This window comes from Pleurocapsa minor HA4230-MV1 (assembly GCA_019359095.1).
Taxonomy (GTDB): domain Bacteria; phylum Cyanobacteriota; class Cyanobacteriia; order Cyanobacteriales; family Xenococcaceae; genus Waterburya; species Waterburya minor.
Window position 1 is genome coordinate 130659 of record JAHHHZ010000011.1, and the last position, 21460, is coordinate 152118.

The 21460-nt window shown below is 40.9% G+C and carries 15 protein-coding genes and 1 pseudogene; 2 read left to right on the top strand and 14 right to left on the bottom strand.

The annotated features are described in order from the left end of the window. Positions 1-77: 77 nt before the first annotated feature. From KME09_03040 to KME09_03055, 4 genes are all read right to left on the bottom strand, one after another. Positions 78-1112: a ribonucleotide-diphosphate reductase subunit beta gene (locus KME09_03040; protein ID MBW4532890.1), complete on the bottom strand. Its 1035-nt coding sequence runs from the start codon at positions 1110-1112 to the stop codon at positions 78-80. A 178-nt stretch (positions 1113-1290) separates the two neighbouring features. Next, entirely contained in the window at positions 1291-2889 is a 1599-nt protein-coding gene (locus KME09_03045; protein MBW4532891.1) for an iron uptake porin, read from the bottom strand. A gap of 126 nt (positions 2890-3015) precedes the next feature. Then, a complete protein-coding gene (locus KME09_03050) occupies positions 3016-4416 on the bottom strand; it encodes a sugar porter family MFS transporter (protein MBW4532892.1) in 1401 nt (466 codons plus the stop codon). A gap of 185 nt (positions 4417-4601) precedes the next feature. Then, positions 4602-4754 carry a hypothetical protein gene (locus KME09_03055; GenBank protein ID MBW4532893.1) on the bottom strand — a complete coding sequence of 51 codons (153 nt, stop codon included), beginning with the start codon at positions 4752-4754 and terminating at the stop codon, positions 4602-4604. Positions 4755-5412: 658 nt separating this feature from the next. Here KME09_03055 and KME09_03060 point away from each other — a divergent pair. Next, positions 5413-5586: pseudogene (locus tag KME09_03060) on the top strand (transposase). Positions 5587-6218: 632 nt separating this feature from the next. Here the strand turns inward: KME09_03060 and KME09_03065 are convergent. The 10 genes from KME09_03065 to KME09_03110 form a co-directional block, all read right to left on the bottom strand. Further along, positions 6219-6419, bottom strand: a complete 201-nt coding sequence (locus KME09_03065; GenBank protein MBW4532894.1) for a hypothetical protein — start codon at positions 6417-6419, stop codon at positions 6219-6221. Positions 6420-6660: 241 nt separating this feature from the next. Next, a complete protein-coding gene (locus tag KME09_03070) occupies positions 6661-7095 on the bottom strand; it encodes a hypothetical protein (GenBank protein ID MBW4532895.1) in 435 nt (144 codons plus the stop codon). 108 nt (positions 7096-7203) lie between these two features. Further along, positions 7204-7512, bottom strand: coding sequence for a 30S ribosomal protein S10 (gene rpsJ, locus KME09_03075; protein ID MBW4532896.1), 309 nt, complete (start codon positions 7510-7512; stop codon positions 7204-7206). Positions 7513-7712: 200 nt separating this feature from the next. Next, a complete protein-coding gene (gene tuf, locus KME09_03080; GenBank protein MBW4532897.1) occupies positions 7713-8942 on the bottom strand; it encodes an elongation factor Tu in 1230 nt (409 codons plus the stop codon). 19 nt (positions 8943-8961) lie between these two features. Then, positions 8962-11043 carry an elongation factor G gene (fusA, locus tag KME09_03085; GenBank protein ID MBW4532898.1) on the bottom strand — a complete coding sequence of 694 codons (2082 nt, stop codon included), beginning with the start codon at positions 11041-11043 and terminating at the stop codon, positions 8962-8964. A gap of 355 nt (positions 11044-11398) precedes the next feature. After that, a complete protein-coding gene (gene rpsG, locus KME09_03090) occupies positions 11399-11869 on the bottom strand; it encodes a 30S ribosomal protein S7 (protein MBW4532899.1) in 471 nt (156 codons plus the stop codon). Positions 11870-12177: 308 nt separating this feature from the next. Then, on the bottom strand, positions 12178-12552 hold the full coding sequence (gene rpsL / locus KME09_03095) for a 30S ribosomal protein S12 (protein MBW4532900.1): 375 nt from the start codon (positions 12550-12552) through the stop codon (positions 12178-12180). A gap of 133 nt (positions 12553-12685) precedes the next feature. Continuing rightward, complete coding sequence (locus KME09_03100; protein MBW4532901.1) at positions 12686-14917, bottom strand: FdhF/YdeP family oxidoreductase; 2232 nt, start codon at positions 14915-14917, stop codon at positions 12686-12688. Between the two features lie 91 nt (positions 14918-15008). Beyond that, positions 15009-15383, bottom strand: a complete 375-nt coding sequence (locus KME09_03105) for an iron-sulfur cluster assembly accessory protein (GenBank protein ID MBW4532902.1) — start codon at positions 15381-15383, stop codon at positions 15009-15011. Between the two features lie 147 nt (positions 15384-15530). Further along, on the bottom strand, positions 15531-15950 hold the full coding sequence (locus KME09_03110; GenBank protein ID MBW4532903.1) for a phosphomannose isomerase type II C-terminal cupin domain: 420 nt from the start codon (positions 15948-15950) through the stop codon (positions 15531-15533). Positions 15951-16760: 810 nt separating this feature from the next. Between KME09_03110 and gltB the strand changes: the two genes are divergently transcribed. After that, positions 16761-21404 carry a glutamate synthase large subunit gene (gene gltB, locus KME09_03115; GenBank protein ID MBW4532904.1) on the top strand — a complete coding sequence of 1548 codons (4644 nt, stop codon included), beginning with the start codon at positions 16761-16763 and terminating at the stop codon, positions 21402-21404. The last annotated feature ends 56 nt before the right edge of the window (positions 21405-21460 follow it).

Consider the following 21460-nt stretch of genomic DNA (forward strand, 5'->3'; position numbering starts at 1 on the left):
TAATTGCCCTAAGCTAATTTTGTACGGCTATACCCACCCTGCCGCGTATTAATCAAGCGATCGCTTTTATAGATTAATTAAATTTCATCCCAGCCGCCAACGCCAGAAGACATGACGTAACTAGTAACTCCAGCCTCAAAGAAGTTAGCTTTCGTGTGACCTTCTTTTTTGGTGTCGGAAAATCTTTCTAGGTGTCGATAAGGACTCTTCTTATATTGTTCATCATTGTATAGAGGCTCTAAACCAATGGAACGCAGACGCATATTTGCCATATACTTCGTATAATGTGCGGTACTACTTTCGGTAATACCCAATACACTGTCACCAACAATATGATTTGTCCACAGGCATTCATGCTGCACTGCGGTATCAAACATTTCATAAATTTGCTCGAGAGAGTGAGGGAATAGCTGCATCGCTTCTGGTAGAAGTTTTTGATAGAGTCGAACATGAGAAAGTTCATCGCGGTTGATCATCTTGAAGATATCCGCGCTACCTGGCATCAGCATCCGCGAGGCTAGATTATAGAAGTAGATAAAACCGTTATAAAAATAAATGCCTTCGAGTAAGTAATCTGCCAGCAAAGAGACGAAGTAGTTTTCGGGAGTCGGATTATCTATATACTTTTGATAAATTGAAGCGATAAACTCACAACGGTCTGAAAGTATTTTATCAGTACGCCAAAACTCATAAACACTGCTACGGCGATCGCCTGGAATTACAGTTTCGATAATATACTGATAACTTTGGTTATGCATTCCTTCTTGGGAAATTTGTTCTGCCATACAGACGCTGACTTCTGGTGCAGTAACGCAGCTTTTGATATGAGGAATGTTGCAGGTTTGTACTGAATCTAAGAAGGTTAAATAGCTCAAAATGCCATCGTAGGCACGACGTTCTTCTTTAGTTAAATTCCAATAATCGGTAACATCTTGAGTCAAGTCCAGCTTTTGAGGAATCCAAAAGTTTTCGCGCATCTGCTGATATAAACCAGTCGCCCAAGAATAACGTACATCGTTAAGCTGCATTAGGTTAGTAGTATTGCCAAACCAGATCGAACGGTTCTCTACGCGATCGTCTCCCCCTGGATTAAAAATGGGGTTAGCTGACATAGTGTTTCGAGGAGGAGAAGGGAGAAGCTCTGGCACCTCCTCAAGATGTTCGTGCTGAGATAAAAATGAAGTCATAAAAGTTTTTGATTTATTATTTAAATAATGCGCTACATACGGTGCTATAGCATAACAAATATTCGCTTAAGAACACTAGTGTATCTAAACGCAAAATTATTGATTAAAAATCAAAAGTAGTACGTAATGCTCCTACATAAAGTGTGTCATTATTGCTGTTATTTTCTGGATTAAAAATCGTCCAGAAACTTGGGGTTACTGAGATATTATCGTTGACCCGCAAGCGATAAAACGCTTCGATATGGTAGGCATTATTATTTTCTTTACGCACATCACTAGAATTTACGTGTGGTGGCACACCAACCAGAATTCCTGGTAAATTACCTTCACCTCCAAAATCAGGAAAAGAAAGACCAACTGCGCCATACCAACTCTGAGCATTATCACCCTGGTTGACAAAAAAAGAATCTGTTTCACCTATTCCGTTATCAAGATTACTCAAATTAGAGTTTTCAGCATTTGCCCAAGTATATCCACCCCAAGCATGAATTTGAAATTGCTCGGAAAACTGGTAAAATCCTTGGGTGGCAATAATATGATTGGAAGTGGCAATGTTATCCCCAAAGGGAGATATAGCCAGAATACTCCCCGTACCACCAGTCAGATTAACTTCCCCACCAGGACTATAACCATGAGAGTAAGCAAGCCCAATACCACCTTGCTCGCCTAGATAGACTAAATGAGCCAAGGCGTTGTAACCACCATTAAATAAACCATTGCTTTGATTGGGAGAATCGGCATTATTTGCCAAGTAACCGAGGGTTAAAGTTAAATCGTCAGTCATTTCCCAGTTAGTAGCTGCGCCACCGCCTCCCCGACGAAACAGAGGATTATACGACCCAAATAGCGAGGGAACTCCATTACCGTCATCGGCGATCAGTGCTGGGGTAACAGTGGCGGTAATATCGGTGTAGCCAATACCGACTGGGCCAACTACGAAGGAAAGAGAATCACTGACAGGAAAATAGTAACGGACATGGGGAATAATAAGATTATTATCGGTATCATTGTCGAAATTCAGACGTGACATGCCTGTACCCGTGGCGGTAGCAATTTGACTGTTGCCCTCAGCATCAAAAAAGTTACCAAATTCCAAACGAACTCGTAACAAATCTTTGCCTGTAAAGCTACTTTCAAAATTAAGACGACCACGATTGGCTAAATAAACTTCCGAGCGATCGCTATCTTGCCCTACACTATTACCAAAGCTATCGCTGACGGCAGTAATAATTTGAGCATTTAGTTTGGTAGTAGTTGTAAACTGTTGTACCTCTAAGGTTGATGTGCGTGTCTCCAACTCATCAACTCTTCCACCTAGGGTTGCTAGTTCGGCGGCAAAATCTGTCTGTAATCTTTGCAATACCGACAAGTCTTCTCCCTCGACTCGATTGCTGGTGCTGGTGGCAATTAACTGATTAATTTGGTTAAGACAGGCATTTAAACTGGCAGCAAACTCATAACGACTCAAAGTGCGATCGCCACGATAGGTAGAATCAGGATAACCTGCAATACAGCCATAGCGTTCGGTCAATGATTGTAAAGCCTGATATGCCCAGTCAGTCGGTCTTACATCAGATAGTTGAGAAACTGAAGGGACTTGTGCAACCAGAGTCGAATTATTATTATCACTCAAAGATTCTGCCGAGGCTAACGAAGATATGAATAATAAAATAGGGAAACTAAAGAATAAACTTTTTAGCATTAGGTTTAAATATTAGGATGCGAAAGAACAAGCCAGTAACCTTTGCAAAAGTAATTAGGTAAGGTAGGGACGTTTCGCGACGAGAAGTAGAGAGCTAGTCCTTTAGGGGAAACGCCCTTACATTAATTACATATCCTCCAATTCAATACCTTTGGTTTCCTTAATAAAAAAGAGAACGAAAAATAAGGAAATAGCGGCTGCAATTGTATAAAGACCGTAGGCAGCACCCAAGCCAAAATATTCCAATATGGGCGGAAAAGTAGTGGAAATAGCGAAATTGGCTATCCACTGAGCGCATGCAGCAACTGAAAGAGCAGCACCACGAATTTTGTTATTAAACATTTCTCCTAACAATACCCAGACCACTGGTCCCCAGGAAAATCCAAAACAAAATACATAGAGGTTGGCTGCTACCAAGGCAACAACACCTGGTGTTCCAGTTAAAGTAGGATTTCCCGCAGCATCTAAAGCAGCATTACCAAAAACATATGCCATCGTACCTAGGGTAATGGTCATACCGATCGAACCTAGAACTAGCAAAGGTTTACGACCAAATTTATCGACAAAGGCGATCGCAATTAAGGTAGTCACAATATTCACGGCGGCCGTAATTACCGTAATTGTTAGGGAATCTGCTTCGGAAAAACCGACTGCACGCCATAAAATGCTGCTGTAGTAGAAGATGACATTAATACCAACAAATTGCTGAAGTACGGATAAGCCGATACCGAACCAAACTATGGGCAGGAGTCCGCCACTTCTTGTCACAAGGTCGGAAAGCTTAGGTGGACGTTCTCGTAAAACTGTCTGCCGAATTTCCTTGACTTTTTGTCTAACGTCACCGCCCAAAATTTTGCCCAGAACTTTAATTGCTTCTTGTTCTTTTCCTTGGGCAACCAAGTATCGTGGTGATTCAGGAATCATAAAAGCCGCCATTCCATAAAGAACGGCTGGGGGAATTTCTGTCCAAAACATCCAACGCCAAGCAGCTATACCAAACAAAAATGGCGACTCTGCTGAACCCGCTGATACGGCAATAAAATAGTCGCATAGTAGAGCAATAAAAATACCAATCACAATTGCTAATTGTTGAAGCGAGCCTAGTCTTCCCCGTAAATGGGTAGGAGAACATTCAGCGATATAAGCTGGTGCAATGACGCTCGCTGCACCTACGGCGATTCCACCCAATAACCGCCAAAAGGTAAAATCCCAGATCCCAAACGCAACTCCAGAGCCAATTGCACTGATGGTAAACAATACTGAAGCAGCGATCATTGCCTTGACACGACCATAGCGATCAGCAACACTCCCTGCATAAAAAGCTCCGAAGGCAGAACCTAACAAGGCTAGGGATACAGCCAGACCGATGTACACACTGTTAGCGTTAAAGTCTGTAGTCAAAGCTGCAACTGCTCCGTTAATTACTGCGGTGTCAAAACCAAACAAAAAACCCCCGAGAGCAGCAACACCAGCAATTAAAATTACATACAACGTATTGGATTTACGACGAGAAGAGATATGTGACATAAAACTAAAATATATTTTGTAGATAGTTTTTGGTTCTTACAAAATTGCCCAGAGCTATTAGGTTACGTAGTAGCGAGAAACTTTGGATAACAAATTCAAAAAAGTAAAATTTATTTTCTAAAACGTTTGCACAGCCGATCAACGATCATCGCCACAATAATTACTATTCCCTTAACAACTAATTGCTAGAAGTAGGATATATTTAATAAAGTCAAACCATTGCTGAGAACAGCAATAATTAACGCCCCAAAAAGAGTAACGACAATAGTACCAATACCGCCTGTAAAGCTACTTCCACCAAGAATGACAGCAGAGATCGCTATTTTATTCGCTTTCATTTTTCTCCAGTAACCTATGAAAATTTACCATTGAAAAGTTCAGCAGTATTTACCTAAATCTGCCATTTTTTAAATTTTAATAAGTATAAAATCTGAGATTTTTGGACTTATTGTTAGTGAATTACGGTGGATCGAAAACTACCGTTTGAGGACTATATTTTTATCTTGGCAGATATTTTATGAGAGCGTATATTAAGTTTCTTTTCTCTAGGAATTGCTTAGTTGCTGACAGTATTAGGGCGTGTCATCAATTAAAAAGAACAAAGCGATCGCTAGATAAAAATGGTAAAATTCTCATAAAAATCAAAAGATGACAGGAAGATACGCCCTCAGAGATGATCCCTAAAGGATATGCCCTAAAGGATTCCCTAAAGGGCGACACGGAGTTAGTACCCTTGCGGTATACACCTTCGGATAAGCTCGCAAGCTCGCGTCCTTCGCGTCGCGAAGCGGTATACCACAAGGGTACAATGTGGTTTACCATTAGCTAACAAGCTCGTCCTAAAGGATTCCCTAAAGGGCGACACGGAGTTAGTACCCTTGCGGTATACACCTTCGGACGATGCGACCCTAAAGGGGTTAGCTTTGCGTCAGCGAGTCCTAAAGGATAAGCTTCGTGACCAAAGGGAATCCTTTAGGGCAAATGCTTTAGTATAAGCTGGCGCGTCCGTTCTTCGCGTCGCAATGGAAAAAGATTAAAGACTTGCTTCCTGGAAGAGAGGAGACAGTGGGAGTAACGGCTAAGGATAATAGGTTATTTGTTGAAGCAGTACTTTATCGGTATCGTGTAGGAATTCCTTGGAGAGACTTGCCCTCAAGATTTGGAAACTATATGATAAAAGAGCCATTAATTTCTTATGTTCTATTGATCTTGCTGCCTCTGTTGTTTGGCTTAATTGATGACACGCCCTAATACTGTCAGCTAGAAAGATATTTTATAAATGGTAAATATTATTAAAGTAAAAGAAGTGAAAAAGCAGACATATGGCTTTTAAGTTGTACTGGAAAACAACAAATTTAAGTTGATATCACTATGCCATACACAGTAGCATTACTAAGAAAAAATCAAATTATAATAGGTTATTTAAAGCGTTTTATTTAATTTGTTTGCTCTAAACAAAACGCTTTAATTTAGATAATAAACATGATTTCATCTAGTAGCCCAATGCTTAATTAGCTAATTTAAGTATTTTTACTCCTTACATTTTTTCAAATTGTCAACGATAATTAAGTCAAAAATTTTACTTTGGCTTATTAATAATGTCAGCAAGCATAGTTACTTGGTATTGGATAATCTGCTTCATGGTATTTGTCTATTGGTTTGGTCTTTTTTATTCAGATCTCAGCACCTCTAAATTCGATCTAATCTCTTGGTGTGTTCTTTTAATTGCGCCTCTATTTTGGCCAATTGTGTTACCAATATCTAGCTGGGAATTAAGCCGTAAGAGTTTAAATAATATTTTGCTATAGCTGGGGTTCAATTTTTGTTTGAGGAAGCTCTGGAGCCATGTTTACACGGTTAGTTTTCGGCTGTGACTGAAGATCTATCTTAACTTGATAGCCCATGTGTTTAAACTGTTCGACAAACTCTGTTGCACTATATTTTTGATGCGATTTAGCAGTGGCTTGCTGTCTGGATTTTTTAAGCTTGGCTTTTCTACCCATAATAGTTTCGACTTCTGTGTATTATGTGCATAATTCTACTTAATCATAATTCTTAAATAGAATTAAATATCAGGTTGCGATTGGACTCCCCTAAAGGACGACGCGTAGCTAGTCCTAAAGGATAAGCTTCGCAAATGCTTTAGCATAAGCTTCGCGATCGCCTAATTTTCAGTTTTTAGCAACACCATTAAAGCCAGATAAAAACTCTGTTAGGTTAATCTGTTAGATTTGAGCAACAGTATTATTGTACTACATTAACAGTGTAGGCTAGTTTGAAGGGTGAAAAACTTTCATCTTTAGCTCTACCACTAATTTCTAGCTCATATGTTCCTGCCTGAGGAAAAGTTATTTTGGCACCAGGTATTTCTTGAAATTTTTCGACATTGAGGGGAATTAATTTAGGCTTCAATAAAGGTTGAGCATTATTAGTGCGAGGAAGGCTATACACCCGAAGGGTACAATTGCATTGAGATAAAGGGATACTATTCCCACCACGACGAGTCAAAGCAAACCAGGCCGTAGTTGGTTGATTTGCCTGGGGATTATGATTAGGTTCAATGTGAAATGTGGCAGCTACTTGCCCAGATATTTCAACATTATGAGCGATCGCTGGTATCGATCCAACAGCTAACAGAGATACTATAGTTACGATTTTAAACTGATTGAAAAAAAACATATTTATTTATACGATCTAGTCATTTTAACTTTCATTCTCACAAAATTACCCTTTAGAAGTAAACCTAAAGGGCAAAAAAAAATTAGCTGTAATATTTATCAAGTATGCTTAAAGCTTAACTTCAATATCAACACCAGCAGGTAAATCTAACTTCATCAAAGCATCAATTGTCTTGGAAGAAGGTTTGTAAATATCAATAATACGACGGTGAGTACGAGTTTCAAAATGTTCGCGAGAGTCTTTATCGACGTGAGGCGATCGCAAAACACAATAAATTTTTCTTTTAGTTGGTAGAGGAATTGGCCCAACGGCAGAAGCGTTAGTTCTATTTGCCGTATCAACTATTTTGTCACAAGAAGTATCTAGTAAGCGCTGGTCAAAGGCTTTGAGACGAATGCGGATTTTCTGTTGTTGGATCGTTGCCATGATTGATTGTCGAGGTACAGGTACGGAATAAAAGGTTAGCTCAAGGCTGGCATAAAATGCTGTCTGCCAATCTGTATTGTCTCACAAAAACTAGGGGAGAAAACAATGTCAGCGATTTAGCTTAGTAAATGACTAACAAGATTTCCCCCCGTAGGATTAGGTTGTTCGTTCTATCTAGGTTGTCCCTAAGACTACTTAATAATCTTGGAAACTACACCAGCACCAATAGTACGACCACCTTCACGAATTGCAAAACGCATTCCTTGTTCGATCGCAATGGGATTGATTAGCTCTACACTCATTTTAATGCGATCGCCAGGCATGACCATTTCTACTGCGCTACCATCATCAGAAGTGTAGTCAGTAATCGTACCAGTTACGTCAGTAGTACGAACGTAAAACTGAGGACGATAGTTTTTGAAGAAAGGAGTATGACGACCACCTTCTTCTTTAGTTAGGACATACACTTCTCCTTCAAACTCGGTGTGAGGAGTAATTGAACCAGGTTTAGCCAAAACCATACCACGTTCGATATCTTCCTTGGCAATACCACGAAGAAGCACACCAACATTGTCTCCAGCCATACCTTGATCCAAGGTTTTTTGGAACATTTCTACGCCAGTGACAGCAGCAGTGCGAGTGTCTCTGATACCGATAATAGCGATCGTTTCACCCACCTTAACAACACCGCGCTCAATACGTCCAGTTGCCACAGTACCACGACCAGTAATGGAGAACACATCTTCTACCGCCATCAAGAAAGGCTTGTCAACTTCACGTTCTGGAGTTGGGATATAAGTATCAACCTGTTCCATTAAAGCGTGAATTTTATCAACCCACTTATCTTCTCCTTTTTGAAGTTTAGGGTTGGCAGCCAGAGCTTCCACTGCTTTTAAAGCAGAACCAGAAACGATTGGAATATCATCACCAGGAAAATCATATTCGCTCAATAGCTCACGAATTTCTAGCTCAACCAATTCTAGTAGCTCTTCGTCATCTACTTGGTCTTCTTTATTCATGAAAACTACCAAACTAGGAACACCAACTTGTTTAGCTAATAGAATGTGTTCGCGAGTTTGAGGCATAGGGCCATCAGCAGCAGATACTACCAAAATACCGCCGTCCATTTGAGCAGCACCAGTAATCATGTTTTTGACATAATCAGCGTGTCCAGGACAGTCTACGTGAGCATAATGACGATTTTCAGTTTCGTACTCAACGTGAGCAGTATTAATCGTGATCCCACGAGCTTTTTCTTCAGGAGCAGCATCAATATCTTCGTAGTTTCTGGCTTTAGCACCACCCATAGCAGCCAAAGCTAGAGTAATAGCTGCTGTTAAAGTAGTTTTACCATGGTCTACATGACCTACAGTACCAATATTAGCGTGTTCTTTATTACGTTCAAACTTTGCGCGTGCCATTAATTTATTTTTTCCTTATTTAAACAAAAGTGTTCCCTTTATTTCTGGCGATAATTGCCTCAGCTTCATTCTGAGGAACATCACTATATTCGCTGAACTCCATTGAGAAGATACCTCGTCCTTGGGTTTTGGAACGGATATCTGTAGCATAACCAAACATTTTTGCTAAAGGAACTTGAGCATCAATTTTGGCTATGCCACTGTCAGAATTCATGCCTTCAATGTTGCCTCGACGTGAGTTCAAGTCGCCAATTACGTCTCCCAAATAATCTTCGGGAACTTCGACTTCAACTTTCATCATCGGCTCCAACACCACAGGAGCAGCCTGATTGACTGCATCCCTAACTGCCATAGAGCCAGCCACCTTGAAAGCCATCTCGTTAGAGTCTACATCGTGGTAAGAACCATCAACTAATGTCACCTTGATATCAATCAAAGGGTATCCTGACAAGATACCAGATTCGCAGGTTTGTTTCACCCCTTGCTCAATTGGCGGAATAAATTCCTTGGGAATTGTACCACCAACAATTTTAGAAACAAACTCAAACCCCGAACCTGGTTCTGCGGGTTCTACTTCTAAGACGGCATGACCATATTGGCCTTTCCCGCCACTTTGCTTGATGTATTTTCCAACTCCTTTGCCGCTACGACGAATTGTTTCTCGATAGGCGACTTGAGGTTTTCCGACGGTAGCCTCAACGCTGAATTCTCTTAGCATACGATCTACTAAGATTTCTAAATGAAGTTCACCCATTCCCGCAATCACAGTCTGATTAGTTTCAGGATTAGTGCTAACGCGAAAGGTAGGATCTTCATCAGAGAGAGTTTGTAAAGCTTTTGACAGCTTTTCTACATCACTCTTGGTTTGAGGTTCAACTGCGACCGAAATTACTGGTTCAGGAACATATAGAGACTCTAAAATAATCGGATTTTCATCATCGCACAAAGTGTCACCTGTGGTTGCTAGCTTAAGTCCGACTATTGCCCCTAGATCTCCTGCTCTCAGCTCATCAACTTCAATACGCTCATTAGATTTCAATACTACTAAGCGAGAAATTCGCTCTTTCTTTTGCTTGGTCGAATTATAAACGTAAGTTCCTTTGGCTAAAACTCCTGAGTATACTCGAATAAAAGTCAAACGACCAAATTTATCGCTAGCAATTTTAAAAGCTAATGCAGCGAAAGGCTCATTGTCATCAGAATGTCTGACAGCTTGCTCTCCATTAGGTAGATGACCAGTAATCGCTGGAACTTCTGGAGGAGCAGGTAAGTAATCTACTACCGCGTCTAATAGATCTTGCACTCCTTTATTTTTAAATGCAGAGCCACATAATACTGGCATAATCGAACCGTCAATAGTTCCCTGACGAATTGCCGACTTGATTTCGGCTTCGCTAAACTCCTCCTCCATCATGAACTTTTCGAGAAGTGCTTCGTTTGTTTCTGCCAGCGACTCAATTAACATCGCTCTATATTCTTTGGCTTGAGCTTCAAGCTGCTCAGGAATATCGGTTTCTTCAATTTCTTTGCCCAGGTCATCTTTGTAGATAATCGCTTTCATCCGCACAAGATCGACAATTCCCGCAAATTCAGCTTCGTTACCAACAGGAATTTGAATTGGAACTGCGTTTGCCTGAAGCCGCTCTCTAATTTGCTCATGAACTTTAAAAAAGTTTGCTCCCGTGCGATCCATTTTATTAATGAAAGCAATTCTTGGCACATTGTACCTATTTGCCTGTCGCCATACGGTTTCAGACTGAGGTTGCACACCACCAACAGAACAAAAAACAGCAATTACACCATCAAGAACTCGCATCGAACGCTCCACTTCAATCGTGAAGTCTACATGTCCAGGAGTGTCAATAATGTTAATCTTGTAGTCTTTCCAGCTAGTGCTGATCGCAGCGGCAGTTATTGTGATTCCTCTCTCCTGCTCTTGCTGCATCCAATCCATTGTCGCAGCACCATCATGAACCTCGCCCATTTTATAGGCGATGCCAGTGTAGAAAAGAATCCGTTCTGTTGTTGTTGTTTTACCCGCATCTATATGAGCTGCAATACCAATATTTCGTACTCGCTCAAGAGGGATGTTACGTCCCACAAATACCTCCTTGCATCTTGCAGGATGAAACTGCTAAATAAGTATTAATATTTAGCTCCATTTATAATTCTATACTTTTATCAAATAATTAAGGTAGCAGTCTTAAAATATTTTAGGCAGTAATATTCTATTTTAATTAATTTTCCCACTAATTTAAAGCAGGATAGGCTTTTGATTAAGTCAGCAACACAATCACTAAATATACAGTCTAGGTTTTAATCAAATTTACCCTCAAACAAATCTTGCTGATGACCAGGAAATCCTCTAGCTAAATAACTTTTACTTCAGATAAATAGCCAAAGAAATTTGGGCATCAGCGTCTTCAAAACTAGACACAAGCTTGTTTGACTAATACTTAATAGCGATAGTGAGCAAAAGCTTTATTTGCTTCTGCCATCCGATGAGTCTCATCTCTTTTTTTCATTGCGCCACCTGTTTCATTAGCAGCGTCCATAATTTCACTGGCAAGCTTAGTCGCCATAGTACGTCCACCTCTTGAGCGGGAAAACTGAATCAACCAGCGTAAAGCTAAAGTTGTTCCTCTACCCTGTCTAACCTCCATGGGGACTTGATAAGTTGCACCACCAACTCGGCGTGCCTTGACCTCTACTAAAGGAGTAAGATTTTTGATGGCTTGCTCAAACACTTCAATTGGAGCATTCCCAGTTCTCTCCCCAATAATCTCCATGGCATCATAAATGATGCGGGCTGCCAAAGACTGTTTGCCACTGCGCATAATTCTTCTGATTGTCATGCTGAGTAGGCGACTATTGTAGACGGGATCTGGGGGAACTGGGCGTTTTTTATTGCTAGAACGACGAGACATTTGCTTGTTACTTTAAGTTAGAGAATATATAAATATGAGTTAATTTCAAGATTGACCGCGCCTTGATCATTAGAGGCGATCGCTTAAAAAATTAACCAATCAAAAACAGAATTATCTGTCAGCAAAATCTAATCTAATGGGCTTAGTTAGTTTTGTGCGGAGAATACTGATTAATTACAACCATTACTGTTACTGCCTGAAGTCATCATGGGCTTGCTATCTAAAAACACCATACTTTTTAACTGCAACTCTTAAAAATATGAATGTATTCTAGTTATTTAACTTCAACAGTTGGAAATTGAGTTAGCTTATGACTTAGGACGTTTAGTACCATACTTGGAGCGACTTTGAGTTCTATCCTTTACTCCAGTTGTATCCAAAGTACCGCGAACTATATGATATCTAACCCCTGGAAGATCTTTGACACGACCTCCTCGAATGAGAACTACGGAGTGTTCCTGCAAGTTATGTCCAATTCCAGGAATATAGGCTGTGACTTCAAATCCTGAAGTCAATCTAACCCTAGCTACCTTTCTCAAAGCTGAGTTGGGCTTTTTAGGAGTGGTGGTATAAACTCTAGTACATACTCCTCGGCGTTGAGGGCATTCTTTGAGCGCAGGAGATTTGGTCTTTTTCTGGGCTTTTGATCTTTCGCTACGGATGAGCTGCTGAATAGTGGGCATGAGTTATTGGCTTGTGTGATTTTTGGTCTCCTGAATTGCTTAATGTCAAAAAGATATAGCACAATAGCAGACAAATTCTGATTATAGATTAATTTCAGCTCGTGCGTCAATTTTTAGCTAGAATTGCTTGTCACTATTGATTATTTTCTGAGTAAACAAATACAGGCACTCTTTTATAAGCTGGTGTACCAGAATGTCGATCGATTTTAGCTTTAAAAATGGCATTAACTTCGGGATAGAACATCATTGCTGCTCCCTGGCGAATCTGGCCAAAAATCACTTCCACATCTGTCAATTTACCCGCATCACCTTGTACTGTAACCCGTTGATGTTCTGAGAATCTGGCTGCTTGAGCATCTTGGCAATTGATTAAAATGCAATTGCGGTGAGGCATTCCGCGATAGTAATCTCCAGGTTGGTAAACTACAGTATTATGCTGAGCATAACTTCTGCCTGTACCCAAAATTAAGATAATTCCTGGGGTTGATTCTGCTACACCAAAATCTGTCTTAGTGGGTACATTTAATTTAGGTAAAGTTGTCACAAACATCTTGGCTTTACCTGTAGGTGTGGCAAATTGAGGTCGATCAAAAATCCTCCCTGCGATCGTAAATTCTTCTCCAGTACGATCGATTTCGCCAATTTTTTCGTATCCAGGAATTGTCTTGGCAATTAGTTGGCGAATGTATTTTGGATTCTGAAGTTGGCGCCAATCTACAGGATGTTCTCCTAAAACTCGCTGGGCAATTTGAGTAATCAACTCCACCTCGGAAATCAAATTTCCCTGGCGCAGGTGGGTTCTTCCTGGCTCATTGAGACGGACAAAATTATTACCCGATTCTGTAGTTGTTTTATGGGGATTTTCAAACCGCGTAAAGACAGGCAAAATAAGCGTATTCTGCTGTGCTAAACCGTGAAAATGACCTAGATTCGGTTTCGTTGCTACATAAAAAATGGTTTCAATTTGTCCCAAAGCTCGTTGTGCTTGCTTTAAATCTGGGTTGGCTGCGTAGAGATTTCCCCCTAAACAAAACAAAGTATCCACATTTGCCCGCTCCGCAGCTGTAATTAATGCCCTGGTATCATATCCATTAACTCTACTTAAAGGACGTTCAAAAAGCTGCTCTAAAGCTTGCTGAATCTCTTGTTTGAGGTTAACAGTGACTCCCATCGAACCAAATCCCTGAACATTAGAATGTCCGCGAATTGGCATAGTTCCCGCTCCTGGTTTGCCCACGTTGCCCGTTAACAGAGCAGTATTGGCAATACTAAAAATATTATCGACACCGTTTTCCTGTTGGGTGACTCCCATCGCCCAGGCAAATACTACCGCCGAAGATGTCCCGATTATTTGAGCAGCGATAGTGATTTCAGCTTGCGAAATACCACAGGTAGAGGTGATGGTTTCCCAAGAAGTAGTTTGGGCTTGTTGAACAATACTTTGCCAATTTTCGCTGTAGTTTTGCAAAAAATCGAATTTGACTAAATTTTGTTCAATTACGGATTTCTGAATACCCACAAATAAAGCTACATCGCTACCAGGAATTGGTTGTAGATATAGAGAAGAGATTGCCGAACCGCCAGCCAGCATAGATTTAAGAGGGAAAGCTGGAGAGGCAAATTTGACCAACCCAACCTCAATCATCGGATTAATGATAATCACTTTCCCCCCGCGATCGCGCAGTTTAATTAACTCGTTCAACAATCGAGGATGGTTAGCTGGTGCGTTAGAACCAATTAAAACTAGGCAATCTGCTCCTTTTAGGCTAGCTAAACTGACCATTGATGTTCCAGAACCAAACATCTGTTTCAACCCCACTGTAGAGGCTGCGTGGCACAAGTCGGAACAGTCTGCCAGATTATTAGAACCGATCGCTCGCACCATTATCTGTAGTAAAAATGCTGCTTCGTTCGATGACCTACCAGAACTATAAGATGCAATCCTTTGAGCTGGTTGATTAAATGCTTTTTCGGCAATGTCATATACTTCGTTCCAAGAAATTTTGGTGTAGCGATTACTTCCAGCACGCAAAATTAAAGGATGAGTTAATCTACCCAAATTATTGGCTGCTTGGGAGGTTAATTCCTGAAGCTCTTTTAGGGTATATTTTTCGTCGAAATCAGTCGCTGGCTGTAGTTCTGAGGCGATCGCTTCGACACTTTTGGCACAACGCTGTAATATTTCCCCCTCTTCGTTAACGAAACTCCCTTTTTGCCCCCCTGTTCCCCAAGCACAAGAAAGACAAGCACTTTTGTGGAGCAATTTTTGCCAAATTTTTACGCCATCTGGGGAAACGGTTTTTTCTGCCCAATAGCGAATTACGGGTATGCCACCTCCTGTATTTGGTGTTTCGTCAATGCTCATGACATCACCTCAAGATAGTTCATTCCTTAGCTATTTTAAAACTCATGTTTTAAAACTCATGGTTGAGCTTAAAACAGGTTTCCCTATCACTCTAGCTAACTTTTTCCACAGGCGAATTGCTAACAGGTTTGGGGAAAGAAATTCCACAGCCACAAGTTTTGTGGTTTTGCGGATTGTTAAAGCGAAAACCTCCCCCCATCAAATCTTCTGCATAGTCCAGTTTTAAAAATTCTACATATTTCCAAGACTGAGTATCGACCACCAAACTGATGCCATCGATTTCGATTAGGCGATCGCTTTTGTTAGTTTGATGATCTATTTCAACTCCAGATTCAAATTGCAAATCGTAAAAAAAATCCAGACACCCCCCTGACTTAACAACGAGTCTCAGGTAAGCATCTGGAATCTTGCGATTAAGCTTAATGCGCTTAATTTCCGCTACTGCTGCGGGACTAATATTAACCATAAAAAAAAGCCTGCTTTAACTAAACTTGTTTCTTAAAGCTATGCTACAGTAAAATCTTTTGACTGCAATGCTTCTTAATTAAGCTGGTATGGTTCAGGCTGGTTATAAAAAATAATCAATTCTGGCGTTATTTAGCAGAAAAGCTAACTATTGGCGCGCATAATCATCGCTAAAGCGAATAATATCGTCTTCTCCCAAATATTGACCATTTTGCACTTCAATCAATACCAAATTAATCACCCCAGGATTTTCGAGTCTATGGGTGGTACATTGAGGAACATAAGTAGATTGATTACTGCCTAGGATCATTTCTCGATCGCCACAGGTAACTTTAGCTGTACCTGAAACCACAATCCAATGCTCACTGCGGTGATGGTGCATTTGTAAGCTAAGACGATGACCAGGATTTACTTCAATACGCTTAATTTTATATCCTGCTCCTTCTTCCAAGGTGGTAAACGAACCCCAAGGGCGAATTTCAGTAGCAGCCACTCCTGATGCAGCAGTGGGCAAAAATTTTGCTTCAGTTACGTTAGAAATTGATTTTATTTTTGTAGATTGAGACATAATTGCTTGACTTAGTGACGACAAATATGATGTGAACTTAATTTAATTTATATCTGTAATTTGCTCTTGTCATGCTGAAGAAGAGTCAACTTATCCAAAAGATAACAAACAATTGTCGCAAAATTGAAGATTAAGCTTCAGCAAACCCCCCATCTACATCGAATCTTTATATAAAAAAGCTTGAACGCACCAAAAACTGAGACTGACTTAAAGTTTGTTTGAAGTTGCTTTTTCTCAGCCAAAATATCTAATCTATAAATGTCAACAAAATATTAGGGATTTGTGGGAGACTCGCCTTAATTAATTATTGTGTCGAAACTGTAATAGATCGAGCTTTTTATTGGATGTTAGTTCCGCTACAATAATATCCTATGAAATCGAGACGCAGGTTTTCAGCATTTATACAGACATTTATACAGATACTCACCCTAAATATTGATTAAATTGCTTGTCAGATAATCATTTGAAATTTTTGTATATTTACTTTATATAAAGCTATCTAAGCTTAAAAATATTAAAATATTGGCTAGCCGTCTCGATTCAATCTCCACTATCTCTTGGTTTGCGGTATTTTTTAGTTCACATTGAGCGTATCCACTCCCTGCAAATCACCAACATGCTATCTGTATAATTTTATACCGATAGTTTGTCGCCCTCATCAATAGTCTAAAAATTAAGTGTATCTAATCACAATGACGAGCAAAAAGTTATTAAAGAGTCTTTAATTTACTCCAGAAAAGTTTAACATAGCACCCATTCTGCAACAGGTTATCTCTAACAATTTATTACCTCTGTATGAGCAAGCAAGAAATGAAATTTTTAAATAGCAGTATTAATATAGAATCTCAGCAAGATTTATCGACTAGATCGACTGAGCCATTTCAGGGTCAACGATGGCTAGTAGAAGAAAGAGATGCTTGTGGAGTAGGTTTTATTGCCTATCAAGATGGTCGTCAGAGTAATAAAATTGTCAGACAGGCTTTAAAGGCACTGGGATGTATGGAACATCGTGGTGGGTGTAGTGCCGATCGCGATTCGGGAGATGGTGCAGGTATTATGACCGCCTTGCCTGAAAAGATCTTTGCTGACTGGTTTGCTCAAAATAATCTTGCTCAGCCTGAAGCAGAAGCTTGGGGAGTGGGAATGGTGTTTTTACCGCAAGCTAGTGAGAAAATTATTGAATTAAAGCAATATGTCGATAAATTAGTCACAGCAGAAGGTTTACAGGTATTAGGTTGGCGAGAAGTTCCCGTGCGTCCTGAAGTGTTGGGACAACAGGCTAGAGATAACCAACCTCATATTGAGCAAATTGTGGTTAGTTCACCTGATGGCTTAGTCGGAGATGATTTAGAGCGTAAATTGTATATTGCGCGATCGCGGATTGGCAAAAAACTCGCTGATGATTTTTATATTTGCTCTTTTTCCTGTCGTACTGTTGTCTATAAAGGCATGGTGCGTGCGGTTATTTTGGGTGATTTTTATCAGGATCTAGCCAATTCAGATTATGAGAGTACTTTTGCCGTCTATCATCGTCGCTTTAGTACGAATACCATGCCCAAATGGCCCTTTGCACAACCAATGAGGATCTTGGGTCATAACGGTGAAATTAATACTCTGTTGGGTAATATCAACTGGATGTCCAACCGAGAAAAAGAATTAATCGCCAATAATGAGATAACTTTACCAGGCTGGACTCACGATGAGATTGAGGGGTTAACGCCAATTGTTAACAACGATAACAGTGATTCTTATAACTTAGATAGCGCGATGGAATTACTGGTGCGGACGGGTCGGAGTGTGACCGAAGCAGCCATGATTCTAGTGCCAGAAGCTTATCAAAATCAGCCTTCACTCAAAGAGTATCCAGAAATTGTGGATTTTTATGAATACCACAGTGGTCAGCAAGAAGCTTGGGATGGGCCAGCTTTATTAGTATTTAGTGATGGCAAAACTGTGGGCGCAGCCTTGGATCGTAATGGTTTGCGCCCTGCTCGCTACACGATCACTAAAGATGGTTATGTGGTGGTAGGTTCAGAAACAGGAGTGGTAAATATCCCTGATGAGGAAATAGTCGAAAAAGGTCGGCTTGGCCCAGGTCAAACCATAGTGGTCGATCTCAAAACTAAGGAAGTATTACGTAATTGGGAAGTAAAACAAAGAGTTGCTCAGGCTAATCCCTATGGAAAATGGATTGAACAGCATCGCCAAACAATCGCTGCTCAAGAATTTAGCGGAGAAAACTTGTTGAGTGCGGAGCAACTGTTGAGTTGTCAAACTGCTTTTGGCTATACCGCAGAGGATCTTGAACTGATTATTCAGTCGATGGCGATTAGCGGGAAAGAACCAACCTTCTGTATGGGAGATGATATTCCCTTAGCTGTACTCTCCGATAAACCAAGGCTGCTCTATGACTACTTCAAACAAAGATTTGCTCAGGTAACTAACCCAGCGATCGATCCTTTACGGGAAAGCTTAGTTATGTCTTTGTCCATGCAGCTGGGGGCTAAAGGCAATATTCTTAATTTGAAAGCTGAAGATGCAAGGTTGCTCAAGTTAGAGTCTCCTGTTTTAAATGATGAAGAATTAGCAGCGATCGCCTCCTCTGGTTTTAAGACTCAGACCCTATCAACTCTGTATCGAATTGCCAGTGGCCCTGATGGCCTAAAAGATGCCGTAACTCAATTGTGTGCAGAAGCAACTACTGCGGTTAAAGCGGGAGTAGAAATTATTGTTTTAAGCGATCGCCCTGCGTCACAAAATATTGGCACTGAATATAGCTATATTCCCCCATTGTTAGCTATAGGAGCAGTACATCATCACCTGATTCAGCAAGGATTACGCTTGAGAACTTCATTAGTGGTAGATACCGCTCAGTGTTGGAGTACGCACCATTTTGCTTGTCTAATTGGTTATGGTGCATCAGCCGTCTGTCCTTATCTGACTTTAGAAAGTGTGCGCCAGTGGTGGAATAATCCCAAGACCCAAAAACTGATGGAGAATGAACGCATTGAAGCCGTTAGCCTGGCTCAAGCACAGCAAAACTATCGTCAGTCGATTGAAGCAGGGTTATTGAAGATTCTCTCTAAAATGGGAATTTCTCTGCTGTCTTCCTATCATGGAGCGCAAATTTTTGAAGCATTAGGCTTAGGCGTAGATTTAGTCAATCTTGCTTTTACGGGGACGACTTCTCGCTTGGGTGGTTTGACTGTAGCGGAGTTAGCTCAAGAAGTGATTGCTTTCCATCACAAAGCTTTTCCTGAACTTTTGGATAAAAAGCTGGAAAACTACGGCTTTGTTAAGTACAAAAAAGGTGGAGAATATCATATGAACTCCCCTGAAATGTCTAAGGCTTTGCATAAGGCGGTGGAAAGTAAGGATTATGACCATTACGAGCTATATAAACAGCAGCTTCATGGTAGACCAGCAACGGCTCTTAGAGATTTATTAGACTTCAAAAGCGATCGCCCATCAATTTCTCTAGACGAGGTGGAATCGGTGGAAAGTATCTTTAAACGCTTTTGTACTGGTGGGATGTCTTTGGGTTCGCTATCTCGAGAGGCTCATGAAACCCTTGCTGTCGCCATGAACCGTATTGGGGGTAAGTCTAACTCTGGAGAAGGCGGTGAAGACACCATCCGCTTTAAAGTATTAGACGATGTGGGCGCAGATGGTAAATCCCCGACATTACCTCATCTCAATGGGTTGATCAATGGCGACACTGCCAGCTCGGCAATTAAACAGGTTGCATCAGGACGTTTTGGGGTCACGCCAGAATATCTCATGAGCGCCCAGCAGCTAGAAATTAAGCTGGCTCAAGGGGCAAAACCAGGAGAAGGGGGACAACTACCAGGGAAAAAAGTCAGCCCTTATATTGCTTCCTTAAGACGGTCTAAGCCAGGAGTGACTTTAATCTCGCCTCCTCCCCACCACGATATCTATTCCATTGAAGATTTGGCTCAGTTAATTTTCGATCTCCACCAAATCAATCCTCAAGCCAAAGTGTCGGTTAAGCTAGTGGCCGAGATTGGTATCGGTACAATTGCCGCAGGAGTAGCTAAAGCCAATGCCGATGTCATCCAAATTTCGGGTCATGATGGGGGAACAGGAGCATCACCTCTAAGCTCGATCAAACATGCGGGAGTACCCTGGGAATTAGGTCTGACAGAAGTACATCGAGTGCTTTTACAGAATCAACTGCGCGATCGCGTTTTACTCCGTGCTGATGGTGGTCTAAAAACTGGTTGGGACGTAATTATGGCAGCTTTAATGGGGGCAGAAGAATATGGCTTTGGTTCGATCGCTATGATTGCTGAAGGCTGTATTATGGCAAGAGTTTGTCACATGAATACCTGTCCTGTTGGGGTGGCAACTCAACAACAACACCTGAGAGATCGGTTTAAAGGTATCCCCGAAAATGTAGTTAATTTCTTTTTCTTTGTGGCGCAAGAAGTGCGATCGCTCTTAGCAAAACTAGGCTATTGCAGTCTGGATGAGATTATTGGACGTACCGATCTATTAATGCCCAATCCTAATGTCACCGTTGCTAAAACTAAGAGTTTGGATTTAAATTGCCTAATCGATTTACCAAACGTCAAATCAGATCGTAGCTGGTTACAACATCAAGATGCTCATACCAATGACGCAGTATTAGACGATGAAATCTTAGCCGATGAGGCAATTCAAGCTGCGATCGCTAATCAGAGTAAAGTAGCTAAAGACTTAATTATTTTGAACACTGACCGTAGTGTTGGCGGGAGAATTTCTGGAGCGATCGCTTCCCAGTATGGTAATAGTGGTTTTGCTGGTGAAATTACCCTAATATTTAAAGGCTCTGCTGGTCAAAGTTTCGGTGCTTTTAATCTACCTGGCATGAAGCTGATTATTGCTGGTGAAGCTAACGATTATGTTGGCAAAGGAATGCACGGTGGCGAAATTATTATTGCCCCTAGTAGCAAATCTACCTATGACGCTGGTACTAATGTAATTATCGGTAATACCTGTCTTTATGGAGCAACTGGCGGCGTACTTTATGCCAATGGACGAGCAGGAGAAAGATTTGCTGTGCGTAACTCCATGGGCAAAGCAGTTATCGAAGGTGCAGGAGATCACTGTTGTGAATACATGACAGGTGGTTTAGTTGTCGTCTTGGGTGAAGTTGGTCGCAACGTCGGTGCAGGGATGACTGGTGGTTTGGGCTATTTCCTCGATGAAAATAATAGTTTCCCCAGCAAGGTAAACCCCGAAATCGTCAAGGTGCAGCGAGTCGAATCTGAGGCGGGAGCAAAACAACTTCAAGAGATGATTGAACAGCACGTTGCTAAAACTGGTAGTCCTAAAGGTCAGGCTATTTTAAAAGATTGGGATTATTATCTCGGTCAATTCTGGCAGGTAGTACCCCCTTCAGAAGCAGATAGCCCAGAAGTAACTGAGTCTAAAACTTTGACTTCTGTTTAAGCTATAAGCTATAAGCTGATTAAATCCGACTCATAATTTAACTATAATTTAACTCA

Excerpts from the sequence above, each read along its gene's own strand:
- KME09_03110 (MBW4532903.1), bottom strand. The coding sequence starts at position 15,950 with ATGTCTCAATCTACAAAAATAAAATCAATTTCTAACGTAACTGAAGCA.
- KME09_03050 (MBW4532892.1), bottom strand. The coding sequence starts at position 4,416 with ATGTCACATATCTCTTCTCGTCGTAAATCCAATACGTTGTATGTAATT.
- KME09_03065 (MBW4532894.1), bottom strand. The coding sequence starts at position 6,419 with ATGGGTAGAAAAGCCAAGCTTAAAAAATCCAGACAGCAAGCCACTGCT.
- rpsL (MBW4532900.1), bottom strand. The coding sequence starts at position 12,552 with ATGCCCACTATTCAGCAGCTCATCCGTAGCGAAAGATCAAAAGCCCAG.
- rpsG (MBW4532899.1), bottom strand. The coding sequence starts at position 11,869 with ATGTCTCGTCGTTCTAGCAATAAAAAACGCCCAGTTCCCCCAGATCCC.
- KME09_03045 (MBW4532891.1), bottom strand. The coding sequence starts at position 2,889 with ATGCTAAAAAGTTTATTCTTTAGTTTCCCTATTTTATTATTCATATCT.
- KME09_03040 (MBW4532890.1), bottom strand. The coding sequence starts at position 1,112 with ATGTCAGCTAACCCCATTTTTAATCCAGGGGGAGACGATCGCGTAGAG.
- KME09_03070 (MBW4532895.1), bottom strand. The coding sequence starts at position 7,095 with ATGTTTTTTTTCAATCAGTTTAAAATCGTAACTATAGTATCTCTGTTA.
- KME09_03055 (MBW4532893.1), bottom strand. The coding sequence starts at position 4,754 with ATGAAAGCGAATAAAATAGCGATCTCTGCTGTCATTCTTGGTGGAAGT.
- KME09_03100 (MBW4532901.1), bottom strand. The coding sequence starts at position 14,917 with ATGAGCATTGACGAAACACCAAATACAGGAGGTGGCATACCCGTAATT.
- KME09_03105 (MBW4532902.1), bottom strand. The coding sequence starts at position 15,383 with ATGGTTAATATTAGTCCCGCAGCAGTAGCGGAAATTAAGCGCATTAAG.
- tuf (MBW4532897.1), bottom strand. The coding sequence starts at position 8,942 with ATGGCACGCGCAAAGTTTGAACGTAATAAAGAACACGCTAATATTGGT.
- gltB (MBW4532904.1), top strand. The coding sequence starts at position 16,761 with ATGAAATTTTTAAATAGCAGTATTAATATAGAATCTCAGCAAGATTTA.